12 protein-coding genes are annotated in these 16,603 nt (G+C 66.3%); 5 read left to right on the forward strand and 7 right to left on the reverse strand.

From position 1 onward, the window contains the following. The first annotated feature begins 23 nt into the window (after positions 1 to 23). Entirely contained in the window at positions 24 to 3,374 is a 3,351-nt protein-coding gene (locus NX773_RS10995; RefSeq protein WP_258856365.1) for a S41 family peptidase, read from the forward strand. A gap of 181 nt (positions 3,375 to 3,555) precedes the next feature. After that, complete coding sequence (locus NX773_RS11000) at positions 3,556 to 5,262, forward strand: methyl-accepting chemotaxis protein (RefSeq protein WP_258856366.1); 1,707 nt, start codon at positions 3,556 to 3,558, stop codon at positions 5,260 to 5,262. A 12-nt stretch (positions 5,263 to 5,274) separates the two neighbouring features. On the opposite strand, the gene NX773_RS11005 is transcribed toward NX773_RS11000, so the two are convergent. From NX773_RS11005 to prpR, 3 genes are all read right to left on the reverse strand, one after another. Next, the gene (locus tag NX773_RS11005) at positions 5,275 to 6,450 is read right to left on the reverse strand and encodes a trans-sulfuration enzyme family protein (protein ID WP_258856367.1); all 1,176 of its coding nucleotides are present in this window, start codon (positions 6,448 to 6,450) and stop codon (positions 5,275 to 5,277) included. Continuing rightward, positions 6,447 to 7,817: a pyridoxal-phosphate dependent enzyme gene (locus tag NX773_RS11010; protein WP_258856368.1), complete on the reverse strand. Its 1,371-nt coding sequence runs from the start codon at positions 7,815 to 7,817 to the stop codon at positions 6,447 to 6,449. Before NX773_RS11010 ends, NX773_RS11005 begins: the two co-directional genes overlap by 4 nt. Before the next feature lie 255 nt (positions 7,818 to 8,072). Beyond that, positions 8,073 to 9,686, reverse strand: coding sequence for a propionate catabolism operon regulatory protein PrpR (gene prpR / locus NX773_RS11015; RefSeq protein ID WP_258856369.1), 1,614 nt, complete (start codon positions 9,684 to 9,686; stop codon positions 8,073 to 8,075). Between the two features lie 165 nt (positions 9,687 to 9,851). On the opposite strand from prpR, the gene NX773_RS11020 reads away from it, so the two are divergent. Both NX773_RS11020 and NX773_RS11025 read left to right on the forward strand, forming a co-directional pair. Beyond that, the gene (locus tag NX773_RS11020; protein ID WP_258856370.1) at positions 9,852 to 10,157 is read left to right on the forward strand and encodes a DUF485 domain-containing protein; all 306 of its coding nucleotides are present in this window, start codon (positions 9,852 to 9,854) and stop codon (positions 10,155 to 10,157) included. After that, positions 10,154 to 11,821, forward strand: a complete 1,668-nt coding sequence (locus tag NX773_RS11025) for a cation acetate symporter (protein WP_258856371.1) — start codon at positions 10,154 to 10,156, stop codon at positions 11,819 to 11,821. Before NX773_RS11020 ends, NX773_RS11025 begins: the two co-directional genes overlap by 4 nt. 237 nt (positions 11,822 to 12,058) lie before the next feature. Here the strand turns inward: NX773_RS11025 and NX773_RS11030 are convergent, their stop codons facing one another. The 4 genes from NX773_RS11030 to NX773_RS11045 all read right to left on the reverse strand — a co-directional run bounded on the left by NX773_RS11030 (position 12,059) and on the right by NX773_RS11045 (position 15,404). Next, a complete protein-coding gene (locus NX773_RS11030) occupies positions 12,059 to 12,415 on the reverse strand; it encodes a translation initiation factor Sui1 (RefSeq protein ID WP_258856372.1) in 357 nt (118 codons plus the stop codon). A gap of 16 nt (positions 12,416 to 12,431) precedes the next feature. Next, positions 12,432 to 12,830, reverse strand: coding sequence for an alternative ribosome rescue aminoacyl-tRNA hydrolase ArfB (gene arfB / locus NX773_RS11035; protein ID WP_258856373.1), 399 nt, complete (start codon positions 12,828 to 12,830; stop codon positions 12,432 to 12,434). 36 nt (positions 12,831 to 12,866) lie between these two features. Further along, the gene (locus NX773_RS11040; RefSeq protein WP_258856374.1) at positions 12,867 to 13,115 is read right to left on the reverse strand and encodes a hypothetical protein; all 249 of its coding nucleotides are present in this window, start codon (positions 13,113 to 13,115) and stop codon (positions 12,867 to 12,869) included. Between the two features lie 264 nt (positions 13,116 to 13,379). Continuing rightward, complete coding sequence (locus NX773_RS11045) at positions 13,380 to 15,404, reverse strand: acyltransferase family protein (RefSeq protein WP_258856375.1); 2,025 nt, start codon at positions 15,402 to 15,404, stop codon at positions 13,380 to 13,382. A gap of 290 nt (positions 15,405 to 15,694) precedes the next feature. Here NX773_RS11045 and prpB point away from each other — a divergent pair, with 290 nt between their 5' ends. Then, positions 15,695 to 16,582 carry a methylisocitrate lyase gene (gene prpB, locus NX773_RS11050; RefSeq protein WP_258856376.1) on the forward strand — a complete coding sequence of 296 codons (888 nt, stop codon included), beginning with the start codon at positions 15,695 to 15,697 and terminating at the stop codon, positions 16,580 to 16,582. The last annotated feature ends 21 nt before the right edge of the window (positions 16,583 to 16,603 follow it).

Below are 16,603 nucleotides of genomic sequence, written 5' to 3' on the forward strand. Positions count from 1 at the left end.
CGCAACCCATCTTGCACTGAAACATGAACGTGTCCCGCACCATCCTCGCACTGTCGCTGGCCCTGGCCGGCAGCCAGGCAAGCGCCGCCGATCCTTATCTTCGCTTCCCCGCCATCCGCGGCGACGCGCTTGTGTTCACTGCCGAAGGCGATATATGGCGCACCTCGGTCGAGGGCGGCAAGGCGCAGCGCCTGACCACGCACCCGGCCGCGGAAACCAACGCCGCCATTTCGCAGGACGGCAAGCTGGTCGCCTTCACCGCCTCGTACGAAGGGGCGCAGGAAGCCTATGCGATGCCGCTGGACGGCGGCCTGCCCAAGCGCCTGACCTTCGAGAACGGCAACGTGCTGGTGCTGGGCTGGACGCCGCAGGGCGAGGTCCTGGTGAGCACCGAGAACACCACCGGCCCGGCCAAGCACCGGGTGATCGCCGCGATCGAACCGCAGTCGATGAAGCGGCGCGTGCTGCCGCTGGCCGACGCCAACGATGCCGTGCTCGACGACGCCGGCCGCACCGTGTACTTCACGCGCATGGGCCTGGCCATGACCAACGATAACGTGAAGGCCTACCGTGGCGGCGCCCATGCCCAGCTGTGGCGCTTCGACCTGTCCGCCAAACGCGAGGCCGAGCTGCTGTTCAAGGGCGACATGGCCAACAACAAGCGCCCCATGTGGTGGAACGGCCGCCTGTACTTCATCAGCGACGACGGCGGCAGCGACAACCTGTGGTCGGCGCTTCCGGACGGGAGCGACCGCAAGCTGCTCACGCACCACAAGGAATGGGACGTCAGGAACGCATCGCTGGGCGACGGCCGCATCGCCTACCAGCTGGGCGCGGACCTGTACGTGTACGACATCGCATCAGGCAGCGACAAGCTGGTCAAGGCCAGCCTGGTATCGGACTTCGACCAGCTGCGCACGCGCCTGGTGCGCTCGCCGCTGGACGCGCTGACCGGTATCGAGGTGGCCAGCAAGGCCGAGCGCATCGTGCTGACCGCGCGCGGCCGCGTGACCGTGGCCGGTACTGGCAGCCAGCGGCGCGTCGAAATCGCGGTGCCGGAAGGCGCGCGGGCGCGCGGCGCGGTGTTCAGCCACGACGACAAGTGGATCTACGCGATCGCCGACACCAGCGGCGAGAACGAGATCTGGCGCTACGCCGCCGACGGCTCGGGCCACGGCGAAATGCTGACCGGCGACGGCGTCGGCAACCACCGCTGGGCGCTGTACCCGTCCCCGGACGGCAAATGGCTGGCGCACACCGACAAGCACGGCCGCACCTGGCTGCTCGACCTGGCCACCAGGGCGAACTTCGTGATCGACGACGCGGGCAAGCTGGGCATCGACCGTTCCGACCAGGTGGTATGGTCGCCGGACAGCCGCAACCTTGCGTTCGTGCGCGTGGGCAGCACCGAACAGCGCAACCAGATCGGCATGTTCAACCTGGACAGCAAGCAGCTTGTGTTCGTGACCACCGACCGCTATGCCGCCAGCTCGCCGGCGTTTTCGCCGGACGGGAAGTGGCTGTACTTCCTGTCGGCGCGCCACTTCAACCTGGGTAACGCCTCGCCCTGGGGCGACCGCAACATGGGCCCGGTGTTCGACAAGCGCGTGGGCGTGTTCGCGCTGGCGCTGCAAAGCGGTACGCGCTTCCCGTTCAAGCCGGACGACGAGCTCTCGCGGCCCGATGACAAGCCGGCCGCCGACAGCAAGTCGTCCGAGACCGTTGCGGTGGCTGAGAAGGTAGTCGCCGCGGCGATCGCCGACGCCAGGGGCGCGGACAAGGCCGTGGCCAGGCCCGCCGACAAGAAGCCGTCGATTCCGGCGGTGATGTACGCGGGCCTGAAGGACCGCCTGTACGAGGTGCCGGTCGCGCCGGGCAACTACCGCGCGCTGGCGGTGGACGAGAAGCGCCTGTACTTGCTCGAGTCCGACGAGCCGCGCAAGGGCACGCTCAGGACGCTGGCGATCAGCCGCACCTCGCCGCAGCTGGAAACCTTCGCGCCCAACGTGCGCGAATTCGGCCTCACCGCCGACAACAAGCACGTGTTCTACCGCACCGCGGCGCCGTCCGGCCCGGGCGAGATGCTGATGGTGGAGGCGGGAGCCAAGGCGCCGGCCGACCTGTCGAAGGCGAAGATCAAGATCGACGACTGGACCATCGTGTCGAACCCGCGCATGGAGTGGACCCAGATGTTCAACGACGCCTGGCGTATGCACCGCGACTTCTTGTACGACACCAGGATGCGCGGCGTGGACTGGAACGGCGTGCGCAAGCGCTACGCGCCGCTGGTCGAGCGCGTTACCGACCGCGCCGAGCTGGATGACGTGCTGGGCATGATGGTGAGCGAGGTCGGCGCGCTGCACTCGCAGATCCGTCCGGGCGACCTGCGCCGTCCTCCGGCAGAAGGCGTGCCCGCCGGCCTTGGCGCGGTGCTCTCGCGCGTGGCCGACGGCTACCGCGTGGACCGCGTGTACCGCAGCGAGCCCGAGCTGCCGGAAGAACGCGGCCCGCTCGCCGCGCCCGACGTGAACGTGCAGGAGGGCGACATCATCGTTGCCGTCAACGGCAAGTCGCTGGCCGAGGCGCGCGACATCGCCGACCTGCTGCTCAACCAGGCCGGCCGCCAGGTCCTGCTGCAGGTGAAGAGCCCGGGCGCAAAGCAGCCGCGCGCCGTGATCGTGACGCCGGTGCCGATGGCGCGCCAGGCCAGCCTGCGCTACGCCGACTGGGAACAAAGCCGCGCGCGCCAGGTGGACGAGGCATCGAAGGGCAAGATCGGCTACCTGCACCTGCGCGCGATGGTGGCGCGCGACATCGACGCCTTCGCTCGCGACTTCTACGCCAACGTCAACAAGGATGGCCTGATCATCGACGTACGCCGCAACAATGGCGGCAACATCGACAGCTGGATCATCGAAAAGCTGCTGCGCAAGGCGTGGGCGTTCTGGACCTCGCACGGCAGCCAGCCGTCGCCGAATATGCAGAACACCTTCCGCGGCCACCTCGTCGTGCTGGTGGACGAGCTGACCTACTCGGACGGCGAGACCTTCGCGGCCGGCGTCAAGGCGCTCAAGCTCGCGCCGCTGGTCGGCAAGCGCACCGCCGGCGCCGGCGTGTGGCTCAGCGACGGCAACGGCCTGCTCGATAACGGCATGGCGCGCGTGGCCGAGTTCACCCAGTACGCGGCGGACGGCAAGTGGCTGATCGAAGGCGTGGGCGTGTCGCCGGACGTGGAGGTGGACAACCTGCCGTTCGAGACCTTCAATGGGCGCGACCGGCAGCTCGAAGTGGCGATCCAGATGTTGGAGAAGAAGCTCAAGGAAGAACCGGTCACGCCGCACAAGCCGGTGGAGATCCCGCCGATCCGGCGCTGAGATCACCACGATCCGTAGGGTGGGCAGCTTTGCTGCCCACGCGTTCAACCGGCGGCGCGTATCACCGCGTGGGCAGCACAGCTGCAAACACCGCATGAGCCAGCGCAGCAAACCGTCCAGGTAACACGCTTGTCATATTGGCTCGCCATAATCGGCGCAACCAGACAACGAGTTCCTGAACATGCGCCTACCCAAAGTTCAAGCCGGCACCATCATCGTCGGTGCGTTTGCCATTCTCCTGGCAGTCATCACCGTGATCTCCGGCGTGTCGATCTGGCGCATGTACACGGCGGACGCGATCGCCTCCGATCTCGTGCGCGACAAGCTGGCGAAGGAGCAGCTGACCTCCGAGATGCTCGCTGTAGCACAGCTCAACAAGCTGCTGGCCGTTTCGATCGCACGCAGCGACAGCCTGGAGCTGGGCGACTACTACCAGGCCGAGCTGGCCCGCGGGGAAAAGCGCGCCGCCGAGATCGAGAAGGCGGTCGCCGCGCTGCCCATGCAGGACGCCGAGCGCCAACTGATGAAGACTGTCCTGGAGCGCAAAGCGGCGCTGGCAGCCGTGCGCCGCGCGGTGTTCGACGCCAAGGACATGGGCAAGGTGATGGAAGTCGAGCAGTTGGTGGGCGGCCGTCTCGAACCGGCGTTCCGGCACTACGCGGACGCCATGTCGCGCCTGCTGGCCTTCCAGACCACCCGCGCCCGCGCGATGCAGACCGAGTCGGAACAGGCATTCGGCGCCAGCCTGGTACTGATCATGGCGCTTGGCGCACTCGCGGTCTGCGGCGGCGGCCTGCTGGCCTGGCTGCTGGTTCGCCACATCGTGCGCCCGTTGCGCCGAGGTGTCGAGCTGGCCGAGCAGGTGGCCGCCGGCGACTTGCGCGCCACGATCGAACACCAGCGCGATGACGAAATCGGCCGCCTGTTCGACGCGCTCAACCGCATGACCGCCAGCATGTCCGATACGGTGGCGCGCGTGATGGACGGCGCGCTCGCGATCGACGCTGCCTCGGCGCAGATTGCGGAGGGTAACCATGATCTGTCGCGGCGCACCGAACACCAGGCCGGCGCGATCGAGGAAACTGCCTCTTCGATGGAAGAGCTCACCTCGACCGTGCGCCAGAACAGCGACAGCGCGAGCGAGGCGAGCAAGCTGGCGCAGTCCGCCCAATCGGTTGCACTGGCGGGCGGCGAGGCGATGGCGCAGATGGTCAGCAAGATGGCGTCGATCCGCGCCTCGGCCGACCGCATCGTCGACATCATCGCCGTGATCGACGGGATCGCATTCCAGACCAATATCCTGGCGCTGAACGCTGCGGTCGAGGCGGCACGGGCGGGCGAGGAGGGGCGCGGCTTCGCGGTGGTGGCCGGCGAGGTGCGCTCGCTGGCACAGCGTTCGGCAGCGGCGGCCAAGGACATCAAGAAGCTGATCACCGATTCGGCCAACGAAATCGAGTCAGGCGCCGGGATTGCGAACGCGGCGGGCGACACCATGCGCGACATCGTCGGCAGCGTGCGGCGCCTGACAAGTCTGCTCGGCGCGATCAACAACGCCAGCTCGGAGCAGGCGGCGGGTATTGCCCAGGTGGGCGAAGCGATCGCCGGAATGGACGACGCCACGCGCCAGAATGCGGCGCTGGTCGAACAGGCGACGTCTGCTGCCGATGCGCTGCGTGAGCAGGCGCACCAGCTTGCCGCACTGGTCGGTACCTTCACGGTCGAACATGCCGCAAGCGGCGCGGCCACTGGAAGGGAGCGCTCGTTCGCGATCCCTTTCGACCGCCAGGCCGTGACGCGGGCCCCGGCGCCGCGCGCGTCGCGGGCCGTGGCGCAGGCCACGCTCACCGCAGCCAGCCTGCGCCCAGGCCGCGGGATGGCCGAGGCCTGATCGGCCGCGGTTTCAGATGGCAGCCAGGGCGCGGCGCAGGTCCGCGCGCTGGTCATCCACATGCTCGATGCCCACAGACAGCCTGATGAGCGTGTCGCTGATGCCCAGCTCGGCCCGCTGCTGCGGCGGGATGGTTGCGTGGGTCATCAGCGCGGGATGCTCTATCAGGCTTTCAACCCCGCCCAGGCTTTCGGCCAGCGTGAACACTTCGCACTGCTCGAGAAAGCGCCGCGCCCCGGCCAGGTCGGTGTTCAGCTCGATGGAGATGATGCCGCCGTAGCCGTTCATCTGGCGCTGTGCCAGCGCGTGTTGCGGGTGCGATGCCAGGCCCGGGTAAAACACCTTGCGCACCTGGGGCTCGCGTTCCAGCCATTGCGCCAGTTCCAGCGCGTTGGCGCAGCTGCGTTCGATTCGCAGCGCGAGGGTCTTGATGCCACGCAGGACCAGGAAGCTGTCGAACGGCCCCTGGATCGCGCCCACGGCGTTCTGGATGAAGCCGAGCTGCTCGCGCAGGGCCGCGTGCCGCGGCTCGGCTCCCACCACCGCCACGCCGCCGATCACGTCCGAGTGTCCGTTCATGTACTTGGTGGTCGAGTGCACCACGATGTCCATGCCCAGTTCCAGCGGACGCTGCACGATCGGGCTGGCAAAGGTGTTGTCGCACGCGGCCAGGATGCCGCGCTCGCGGCACAGCGATGCAATGGCGGCCAGGTCGGCCAGCTTGAGCATGGGGTTGGTGGGCGACTCGATCCACACGAGCTTCGACTCTGGACGCAGTGCCCGCGTGAGCGAGGCGGTGTCGGCCAGGTTGGCGTAGCTGAACGTGTGTCCCGAACTGCTGCGCAGCACGCGTTCGAACAGGCGGTAGGTGCCGCCATACATGTCGTCGCCGGCCACCACGTGCGAGCCGGCCGGCAGCAGCGCCAGCACCGCCGAGATTGCGGCAAGCCCCGAGGCGAACGCGAACGCCGCGCTGCCGCCTTCGAGGTCGGCCACGCAGCGCTCCAGCGCCCAGCGGGTTGGGTTGTGTGAGCGGCCATAGTCGAGCCCCTTGTGCACGCCGGGGCTCTCTTGCGCGAAGGTCGAGGTTGCGTAGATCGGCGGCATGACCGCGCCGGTGGAAGGATCGGGCGCCTGGCCCGCGTGGATGACGCGGGTGGCGATGTGCTGTTGCGGTCGATCGGTCACGATAGCGTCCTGCGCAAGTGGTTGAGAAGGTCGTAGCGCGTGATCAGGCCATAGAAACGGTCCCCCTCGCAGACGACCGCCGTGAGCCCGTGGTCGAGGATGTCGCGCAGCTCCTGCATGCTGGCCGATGGCCGCAGCGTACGCAGCTGCGCGGTCATGGTGCTCGACACCGGCGCGCCGAAGTGGCCGGCCTCGCTGGTCACGTGCAGCAGCAGGTCGGACTCGTCGATCAGGCCGGCCAGCCGCCCGTTCTCGATGACCGGAAGCTGGGCCAGGTCGGCGCTGCGCATGCGGCTGAACGCAGTAAGCAGGGTGTCCGACGGCGCCACCGTGACGACCTCGCCGGCGTCGTAGCGGCGGCCGATCAGGTCGCGCAGGTCGCCCATCCTGGGCCGCTCGAGCAGGCCCTGGTCCACCATCCAGCCGTCGCTGTACACCTTGGTCAGGTAGCGGGTGCCGGTGTCGCACACGAAGGTGGCCACGCGCTTGGGCATGGTCTGCGCGCGGCAGTACTTGAGCGCCGCGGCGAGCAGGGTGCCGGTGGACGAGCCGGCCAGAATGCCCTCGCTGCGCAGCAGCGCGCGCGCCGTGTGGAAGCTTTCTTCGTCGCTGATGGTGTAGGCGGTGCGCACGCGCGACAGGTCGGCGTTGGCCGGAATGAAGTCCTCGCCGATGCCTTCCACCGCCCACGATCCGGACACTTTGGACAAGCGCCCGGTGTTGACGTACTCGGCCAAAATTGAGCCGCGCGGGTCGGCCAGCACGAATTCCGTGTGCGGCTGCACGCGGCTGAAGTAGTGCGACAGGCCGGTGAGCGTGCCGCCCGAGCCGACGCCCACGACGATCGCGTCCAGGTCATGCCCGGACTGTTCCCACAGCTCGGGGCCGGTCGTGGTTTCGTGCGCGCGCGGGTTGGCCGGGTTGTTGAACTGGTCCGCGTACCAGGCACCCGGGATCTCGCGCGCCAGCCGCGCCGCATAGTCCTGGTAGTACTCGGGATGGCCCTTGCCCACGTCCGAGCGGGTGAGGTGGATTTCGGCGCCGAGCGCCTTCAGGTGCAGCACCTTTTCGGCGGCCATTTTGTCCGGCACCACGAGCACCACCCGGTAGCCTTTGATGCGGGCGACGAGCGCAAGGCCGATGCCGGTATTGCCGGCGGTGGCCTCGACCACGGTGCCGCCTGGGCCCAGCTTGCCGTCGGCCTCGGCCTGTTCGATCATGGCGCGGCCGATGCGGTCCTTGATCGAGCCGCCCGGGTTTTGCGACTCGAGCTTGAGGAACAGCTGGCACGGGCCAGTGTCCATGCGGGTGACCTCGACCAGGGGCGTGTTGCCGATGAGCGAGAACAATGCTGCTTGTTGTGGCATATCTCCTCCAGGGCGGCGACGGACGCGCCGCTAATTGGGGGATTGTGCGCCGTTGGTGGGGTGGGGTATTGACGTGGATGGACTATGCGGCGCTTGCCCATAGGCACTCCGTAAACCGTCGTCCCGGCGAACGCCGGGACCCATGCTGAGTGAGCGGGTGACGCTGCCGCGCCGGTGTCGGCAGGCGGTCTATGGGTCCCGGCTTTCGCCGGGACGACGTGCGAAGGATGGTGGTGACAGGCTGATGTTGGCGGTCTAAGTCCCATCCCGCAACCGCCGCCACAGCGTGGTGCGGCTGATGCCAAGATAGCGCGCGGCGGCCTCGCGCTGGCCGCCAAAGCGCGCCAGCACCTCGGCCGCGGTCTCGTGGTCCAGGGCCGGCGACACCGTGATCGGCCCGCTCGCCGGCGCCTCGGCCCGGGCCAGCTCGGGCGCGATCGACAGCAAGAAGCTCGGCGTGAGCGCCTGCAGCGGCTCGGCCGCCAGGAACAGCGCCAGCCGTTCCATCAGGTTGCGCAGTTCGCGTACGTTGCCTGGCCAGCGGTAGTGCTCCAGCAGCGGCGCACACGCGTTCAGCTCGGCCCGCAGGTTCGGGTGCGGCCGCGTGCCCAGCGAGGCCAGCGCGTTCTTGAGCGACCACTCGGCCAGTCCGACGATGTCGCCGGTCCGTTCGCGCAGCGGCGGCAGTGACAGCCGCAGCACAGCCAGCCGGTAGAACAGGTCGGCGCGAAAGCGTCCTTCGCGCACGCGCGCTTCCAGGTCGCAGTGGGTGGCGCTGATGACGCGCACGTCGATCGGCACCGGGCGCGTGCCGCCGACCCGCATCACCTCGCGCTCTTCCAGCACCCGCAACAGGCGCGTCTGCAGCGCCAGCGGCATCTCGCCGATCTCGTCCAGGAACAGGGTGCCCTTGTTGGCCGCCTCGAACAGCCCGGCATGGCCGCCGCGGCGCGCGCCGGTGAAGGCGCCTTCCTCGTGCCCGAACAGTTCCGATTCGAGCAGCGACTCCGCGATCGCGCCGCAGTTGACCGCCACGAAAGGCCGGTTGGCGCCCAGGCTGCGCGGCGCCTCGCGGTGGATCGCCTGCGCCACCAGTTCCTTGCCGCTGCCTGTCTCTCCCTGGATCAGCACGGTGGCCGGCGAGCGCGCGTACAGCACCACCGACTGGCGCAGCCGTTCCATTGCGGCCGATTCGCCGCGCAGGTCGGCCAGGCCGCGGCGCGCGCGCAGCGTCTCGGGCACCTGCGCCTTCTGGCGGCGCGACGCTTCCAGCTGCGTCAGGCGCGCCATCTCCAGCGCATCCTCGAAGGCCTGGCGGATCGATGCGGCCGAGTACATGAACACGGCGGTCAGCCCGGCTTCCTCGGCCAGGTCGGTGATCAGGCCGGCGCCCACGATCACCTTCACGCCGGCCGCCTTCAGCTCGCTGATGCTGGCGCGCGCATCCTCGTCGGTGGTGTAGGTGCGCTGCGCGATCGACAGCCCGAAGGTGGCCGCGAATTCGGCCAGCTGCGGCATTTCCTGGTAGGTGATGACGGCGATCTTGTCGGACACGCGGCGCGCGCGCGTGAGCGCTTGCATCACGTCGAAGCCGCTGGCCTTGGCCGCCACCACCGGCACCGACACCCGGCCTTTCAGGTAGGCCGCGTTCGACCCGGCGGCGATGACCACGTCGCAGCGCTCGGTGGCCATGCGCTCGCGGATGTGGCGCGCGGCCTCGTCGAAGCCAAGCGCGATTGGCTCGATCGTGGCCAGGTGGTCGAATTCGAGCGTGATGTCGCGGAACAGGTCAGCCAGCCGGGATACCGAGACGGTCCAGATGACCGGCTTGTCGGTAGCGTCGGTGGGGGAGCGGAGCGAGGTGGTCATGTTTCAAGTGTAGTTCATTTTTCAGCGCGAGTGTTTCAGTGAAACGCCGGAGAACGTTTAGTTTACGTAAGCCTGCCGTAAGCGAGCGTAAGCGAGGGGTAAGAAGTCCTCCGTAGGATTCATTCGCCAACTGGCAGAAATAAAGATAATGAATAGGAGACATAAGTGGAAAACCTGGTGCAAACCATCAAGGGCGACCCGAACTACCAGAAGCTGGTGAGCAAGCGCTCGCGCTTCGGCTGGACCCTCACTTGGGGCATGATGGCCGTTTACTACGGCTACATCCTGCTGATCGCATTCAACAAGGAGCTGATGGGCGGCAAGATCGGTGAAGGAGTCATGACCTGGGGCATCCCGGCTGGCCTGTTCGTCATCCTGTTCACTGTCATCATCACCGGTATTTACGTGCGCCGTGCCAACAATGAGTACGACGAGCTGACTGCCGCCATTCGCGCAAAGGTGAAAGCATGAACGCCGCCGTCCTCAAACGCGGCCTGGCCGCGCTCGCGCTGCTGGGCGCCGCCGGTGTTGCCTTCGCCTCGCCCGACCTGGGCCAGGCGCAAAAGCAGGCCACCAACTGGACCGCGATCACGCTGTTCGCCGGTTTCGTGATCCTGACCCTGTTCATTACCAAGTGGGCCGCCAAGCGCACCCGCTCCGCGGCCGACTTCTACACCGCCGGCGGCGGCATCACGGGCTTCCAGAACGGCCTGGCAATCGCGGGCGACTACATGTCGGCCGCCTCGTTCCTGGGCATTTCCGCCGCCGTGTTCGCGGACGGCTACGACGGCCTGATCTACGCGATCGGCTTTCTGGTCGGCTGGCCGGTCATCACCTTCCTGATGGCCGAGCGCCTGCGCAACCTGGGCCGCTACACCTTCGCCGACGTGGCGGCGTACCGATTCAAGCAGACCCCGATCCGCGTGTTCTCGGCTTGCGGCACGCTGGTCGTGGTGGCGTTCTACCTGATCGCGCAGATGGTCGGCGCCGGCCAGCTGATCAAGCTGCTGTTCGGCCTGGACTACTGGATCGCCGTCGTGCTGGTTGGCACGCTGATGATGGTGTACGTGCTGTTCGGCGGCATGACCGCCACCACCTGGGTGCAGATCATCAAGGCCGTGCTGCTGCTGGGCGGCGCCTCGTTCATGGCCCTGATGGTGCTGGCCAACTACGGCTTCAGCCCGGAGGCACTGTTCTCCAAGGCCGTCGAAGTGCACAAGAAGGGTTCCGCGATCATGGGCCCGGGCACCTTCATCAAGGACCCGATCTCGGCGATCTCGTTCGGCATGGCGCTCATGTTCGGCACCGCCGGCCTGCCGCACATCCTGATGCGTTTCTTCACCGTGCCGAGCGCCAAGGAAGCGCGCAAGTCGGTGCTGTGGGCAACCACCTGGATCGGCTACTTCTACATCCTGACCTTCATCATCGGCTTCGGCGCGATCGTGCTGGTTGGCACCAACCCGGACTTCAAGGATGCTGCCGGTAAGCTGCTGGGCGGTAACAACATGGCTGCGGTGCACCTGGCCAACGCCGTGGGCGGCAACGCGTTCCTCGGCTTCATGTCGGCCGTGGCGTTCGCGACCATCCTGGCCGTCGTCGCTGGCCTGACCCTGTCCGGCGCCACCGCCGTCTCGCACGACCTGTACGCAACCGTCATCAAGAAGGGCAAGGCAACCAACGCCGATGAGCTCAGGGTCTCGAAACTGACCACCATTACGCTGGGCATCATCGCCGTTGGCCTGGGCATCGCGTTCGAGAAGCAGAACATCGCGTTCATGGTGTCGCTGGCCTTTGCGATTGCGGCCTCGGCCAACTTCCCGGTGCTGTTCATGTCGGTGCTGTGGAAGGACTGCACCACCCGTGGCGCCACCATCGGCGGCTTCCTGGGCTTGAGCACCGCGGTTGGCCTGACGGTCGTGTCCAAGTCGGTGTGGGTGGACGTGCTGGGCCACGCAGCCCCGATCTTCCCGTACACCTCGCCGGCTCTGTTCTCGATGATCGTCGGTTTCGTCGGCATCTGGCTGTTCTCGATCACCGACAAGAGCGAGCGTGCGCGTGTGGACCGCGCCGGCTACGAAGCGCAGGAAATGCGTTCGGAGACCGGCATCGGCGCCGCGGCCGCCAGCGCCCACTAAGTTTCGGCTTCCTCCAAAGCCAGGCCCCGCGCAAGCGGGGCTTTTTGCTTTTGCGGCTTTGATGTTACAAGTGGCCTCAATCAGGTCGTTTCCGGACTCGTTGTTGGCCTTGTAGAAGGAGGGCACTGCAACCGGGAGCGCCGTGCTTCAGAATGCATAGCAATACGAGCTTGCTACTGTGCCTTGCTTGTGTAAGTGCGCTTCTGGCCGATCGCAGACATTCGGCCTTGTAGAGCTTTAGCCACCTGCACGCTTCGGATGATGGCCGTGCCGTCTGAGCGTCTCCATGACCAGATCGCAGTGGTCGCCCTGCACTTCAATCACACCATCCTTCACGGTTCCGCCCGAACCGCATGCCGTGCACAACTGCTTGCGTAGCAGAGCCAATGCGGTGGGATCGAGCGCGAGCCCTTTGACGAGCGTTACTGTCTTGCCGCCTCGCCCCTTGGTCTGGCGCGTCACGCGCACCACGCCATCGCCTGTGGCCGCGGTCCTCGCCTTGCACATGCACTCCACCATGGGCCGGCGGCATTCGGGACACATGCGCCCGCCATCCGTGGAATAGACCAGACCGCTGTTTGAACTACTCTTCATGAATTGCCCGAGAATATTATTCGTTAACCTTGCCGCGCAGCGCTTTGACCTGACCGCTGCGCGTTTTCGCGTCGAGCCGACGCCGCTGCGACGCACGCGTGGGCCGGGTCGGCCGACGCACGAGCGGCACCTCGGCCGCCGTGTCGACGAGCGCCTGCAGGCGTCGCAGCGCGTCTTCCTTGTTTTGCTCCAGGCTGCGCGACTTCTGCGCCTTGATCACCACCACGCCGCCTTGCGTGATGCGCGCGTCGCGCAGTTCCAGCAGGCGCGCCTTGACTGGCGGCGGCAGTGAGGACGCGGCGATATCGAAACGGGCTTGCACCGCGCACGAGACCTTATTGACGTTCTGTCCGCCCGGGCCTTGCGCGCGGATGGCGCTGAACTCGACCTCGCCTGGATCAATTGCTATCGTCACGACGCACCTCGCCAAACGTCGGAAACCGGGCTCCGACTATTGGCCGACGCAAATGATCTTGGTCGCATACTCGTGCGCGTTGCTTTTCTTCTTTGCAGCCCAGAGGATGACTTCCTGGGCTTCGGCGACCGTCATCACGGTCGCTTTTTCCTTGTTTTTGATAAAGGACACACCTTCGAATTTGCCTTCCTTGCTGCGCATTACCTTGGCGAAGACGGGCGGTTTCTTGCCGTCTTCGCCAAGTTTGTTTTGCTGGACGAGGTAACGCTGGTCGATAGTTTCCATTCCGGACGCTGAGGGAGAAAGTTCAAACCCGCATTTTACGGCCTGCGAACCTTGGGGGAGACGAACAATGAAGGCGGGGTGCGCTCCCGTGCGCTCAGCCCTGACGTCGGGTATCAGATGTCCGGTAGTAAGGGCCTGTCCCGTAGCACGTTTTAGGTTAGCAAGTGAATGGCCTCTGGCATCGATCGTCTCTGACGGACATTCGTTCGCTCGCCCTCGTCGTTCGCCAATACGTTTGTTGGACGAGCGATTGCGCTTTTGTTTTCAGCGCGCCTGCGCCTGGCGCACCGGGCTGGAGAGCGCGGCGTCGAGGTAGCGCACGGTGCGCACGAAGTACGGCCGCATGTGCACTGGGTCTGTGTAGATCGGCTCGCCGGACTGGCTCAGCACGGGGCAGGTGCCGTCCTTGCACAGGTAGTCCACTGGATCCACGACGATCGTGCCGGTCTGACTTGCGATCCCCTTCAGCCGTGCGATCGGCTCGGCATTCACTTGCCGGAACTCGCTGACCAGGAAGGGCGGCATGTCGGTACGCGGCATCATTTCGTTGAAACGCGAGCCGGTGATCATCGAGCGCGGATCGAATTTGTCGCCGGTGGGTGGCTGCAGCACCAGGTACACGCGCTTGCCTTTTTCGCGCAGCATGCGGATCGCCTGCAGCATCGACGCGTATGCCGCCTCGTGCGCGGGCGCGGACGGGAATTGTTCGAGCTTGTCGCCCACCGGCATCTCGACTTCATCCTGGTAAGGCGTGAAATAGCCGTACCAGGCGGCGGCGATGACCACGGTGTCCACCTCTGGCGAGGCCGCCAGGTCGTAGGCGTCGATCACCGTCTGCGTGCAAGTCGGGAAACGGATCTTGGGCAGGCGCACCGCGCCCCGGATCGGCGGGCAGCCGCCGGCCGTGGCAAAAATGACGGACTTGCGGTCAAAGCGCGAGGTTCGCAATCCTTCCGCCACCAGCGGCGCATATTGCTCCATCACCGAGTCGCCCACCAGCACCGTGGTGCCGTGACCGTTCCCTGCCAGCGTGTGGAACAGCGAGCCGTGATACCGCAGCGATTTCATGGCCGGTTGCGGGAAACCCAGGTCGTTCAGCGCGCGCAGGTACTTGTCCGTGCCGTTGCCGGGAATGCGCTCGCGCAGCAGACCGCTGTTTGCCAGCGCGCCGGCCAGGCCAAAGCAAACCATCGCCGTCACCAGCGCCTGGATCGCGCGCACGCGTTTCGGGCTTTTCTGGATCGGCCGCTCGATCAGGCGCCAGGTGAGCACGGCCAGCAGGAAGGACGCGAGCACGAGCATGGCCTTTGCCTGTGCCGACGGCTTTTCGCCTTCGATGATGTAGCCGAACGAAAGCAGGGGCCAGTGCCAGAGGTAGAACGGGTAGCTGACCAGGCCGATCCTGGCCATCAACGGATTGCCGAGCAGGCGGCGGTTGATCCAGCCCTCGTTGCCGGCCATGATCAGCGCGCTGGTGCCGGCGACCGGCAGCAGCGCCCATGCGCCGGGAAAGGCGGTCTGCCCGTCGATGAACACGCAGCCGAGTGCGAGCAGGACGATGCCGCCCGCCGACAGCAACGCGCGCGCCGGCATCGGCTGTTCGCGCCCGGACAGCAGGTAGGCCACCAGGCCCCCGGACGCCAGCTCCCAGAAGCGCGTGACCGGCGAATAGTAGGCTTCGGCCGGCGCGTTGTAGGTGGCGTACAGCCCGTACAGGAACGAGGCACCGAGGGTGAGGGTCAGGAACGCCAGGATGCCGCCGCGCCTGCGGAAGCACAGGGCCAGCATCACCGGCCAGACGAGATAGAACTGCTCCTCCACGCCCAACGACCACAAATGCAGCAGCGGCTTGGTGGCGTGGTCGTTGTCGAAATACCCGGACTCGTTCCACAGCACGAGGTTGGACAAGAAGGTGGCGGCGGCGGTGATGTGCTTGCCCAGTTGGGCGAACTCGTGGTGCAGCAGCACGTACCAGCCGAACAGCAGCGTTGCGGCCACCACCGTGATCAGAGCCGGAAAAATGCGCCGGATGCGGCGCACATAGAACTCGCGGATGCTGAAGCTGCCGCGTTCCAGGTCATCCAGGATGATGGACGTGATCAGGAAGCCCGAGATGACGAAAAACACGTCCACGCCGATGAAGCCGGACCGCAGCCAGTTGGGCCACGCATGGAACAGCACGACAAGGCAAACCGCCACCGCGCGCAGGCCGTCGATGTCCGGGCGGTAGCTGAGGCGGTGCGGGGCACTTGATTTGAAGAACTTGTGAATGTCGCGCTGGTAGTCCATTTTTCAGTGGATGGGCCTGGAAATTTAGTGTTGCTCATGTATTAAGTCGTGTCAAACCGGGGTCTCAATCGTGCGCGGCAATATTCCGAGTGTTCCGCCGTGCGTTGCAGTCATGTTTCAGCATGAAACGCGTGCGACGCCGGCTTAGCGGGGGCACGGCTGCTGGCGCGCGCCGCTCCCTGCCTGAACCGTTGAAAATCAACGCATTTCCGCAGGCCGGCGCCCGCTGGCATGGGCCTTGCATAACTGTGGCCATCACCCATACCTTGAAACAGCTGAAGGGATTACACATGAAACCAACACCAGGCGCGCTGTTCCGTCGCGCAGTCCAGGAAGAATCGCCGCTGCAGGTCATCGGCGCGATCAACGCCAACCATGCGCTGCTGGCCAAGCGTGCCGGCTTCAAGGCCATCTACCTGTCCGGTGGCGGGGTTGCCGCCGGTTCGCTCGGCCTGCCGGACCTGGGCATCTCGAACCTGGACGACGTGCTGACCGATGTGCGCCGCATCACCGACGTGTGCGACCTGCCGCTGCTGGTGGACGTGGACACCGGCTTTGGCGCCTCGGCCTTCAACGTGGCGCGCACCGTGCGCTCGATGATCAAGTTCGGCGCCGCCGCCGTGCACATCGAGGACCAGGTTGGCGCCAAGCGCTGCGGCCACCGCCCGAACAAGGAAATCGTGACCAAGCAGGAGATGGTGGACCGCATCAAGGCCGCCGCCGACGCCCGCACCGACGAGAACTTCGTGATCATGGCGCGCACCGACGCGCTGGCCGTCGAAGGGCTGGACGCGGCCGTGGAGCGCGCCGTGGCCTGCGTCGAGGCGGGCGCGGACATGATCTTCCCCGAGGCGATCACCAGCCTTGAGATGTATGCGCAATTCAAGAAGGCGGTGAAGGTGCCGATCCTGGCCAACATCACCGAATTTGGCGCGACCCCGCTGTTCACCACCGAAGAACTGAGGGGCGCGGACGTGGATATCGTGCTGTACCCGCTGTCGGCGTTCCGCGCGATGAACAAGGCGGCCGAGAACGTGTACAACGCGATCCGCCGCGACGGCACGCAAAAGAACGTGGTCGATACCATGCAGACTCGCGCCGAACTGTACGACCGCATCGACTATCACAGCTACGAGCAGAAGCTCGATGCGCTGTTTGCACAAGCCAAATCGAAATAAGCCGTAGGGTGGGCAGGTCCT

Source organism: Massilia solisilvae (genome assembly GCF_024753215.1).
Lineage (GTDB): Bacteria > Pseudomonadota > Gammaproteobacteria > Burkholderiales > Burkholderiaceae_D > Telluria > Telluria solisilvae.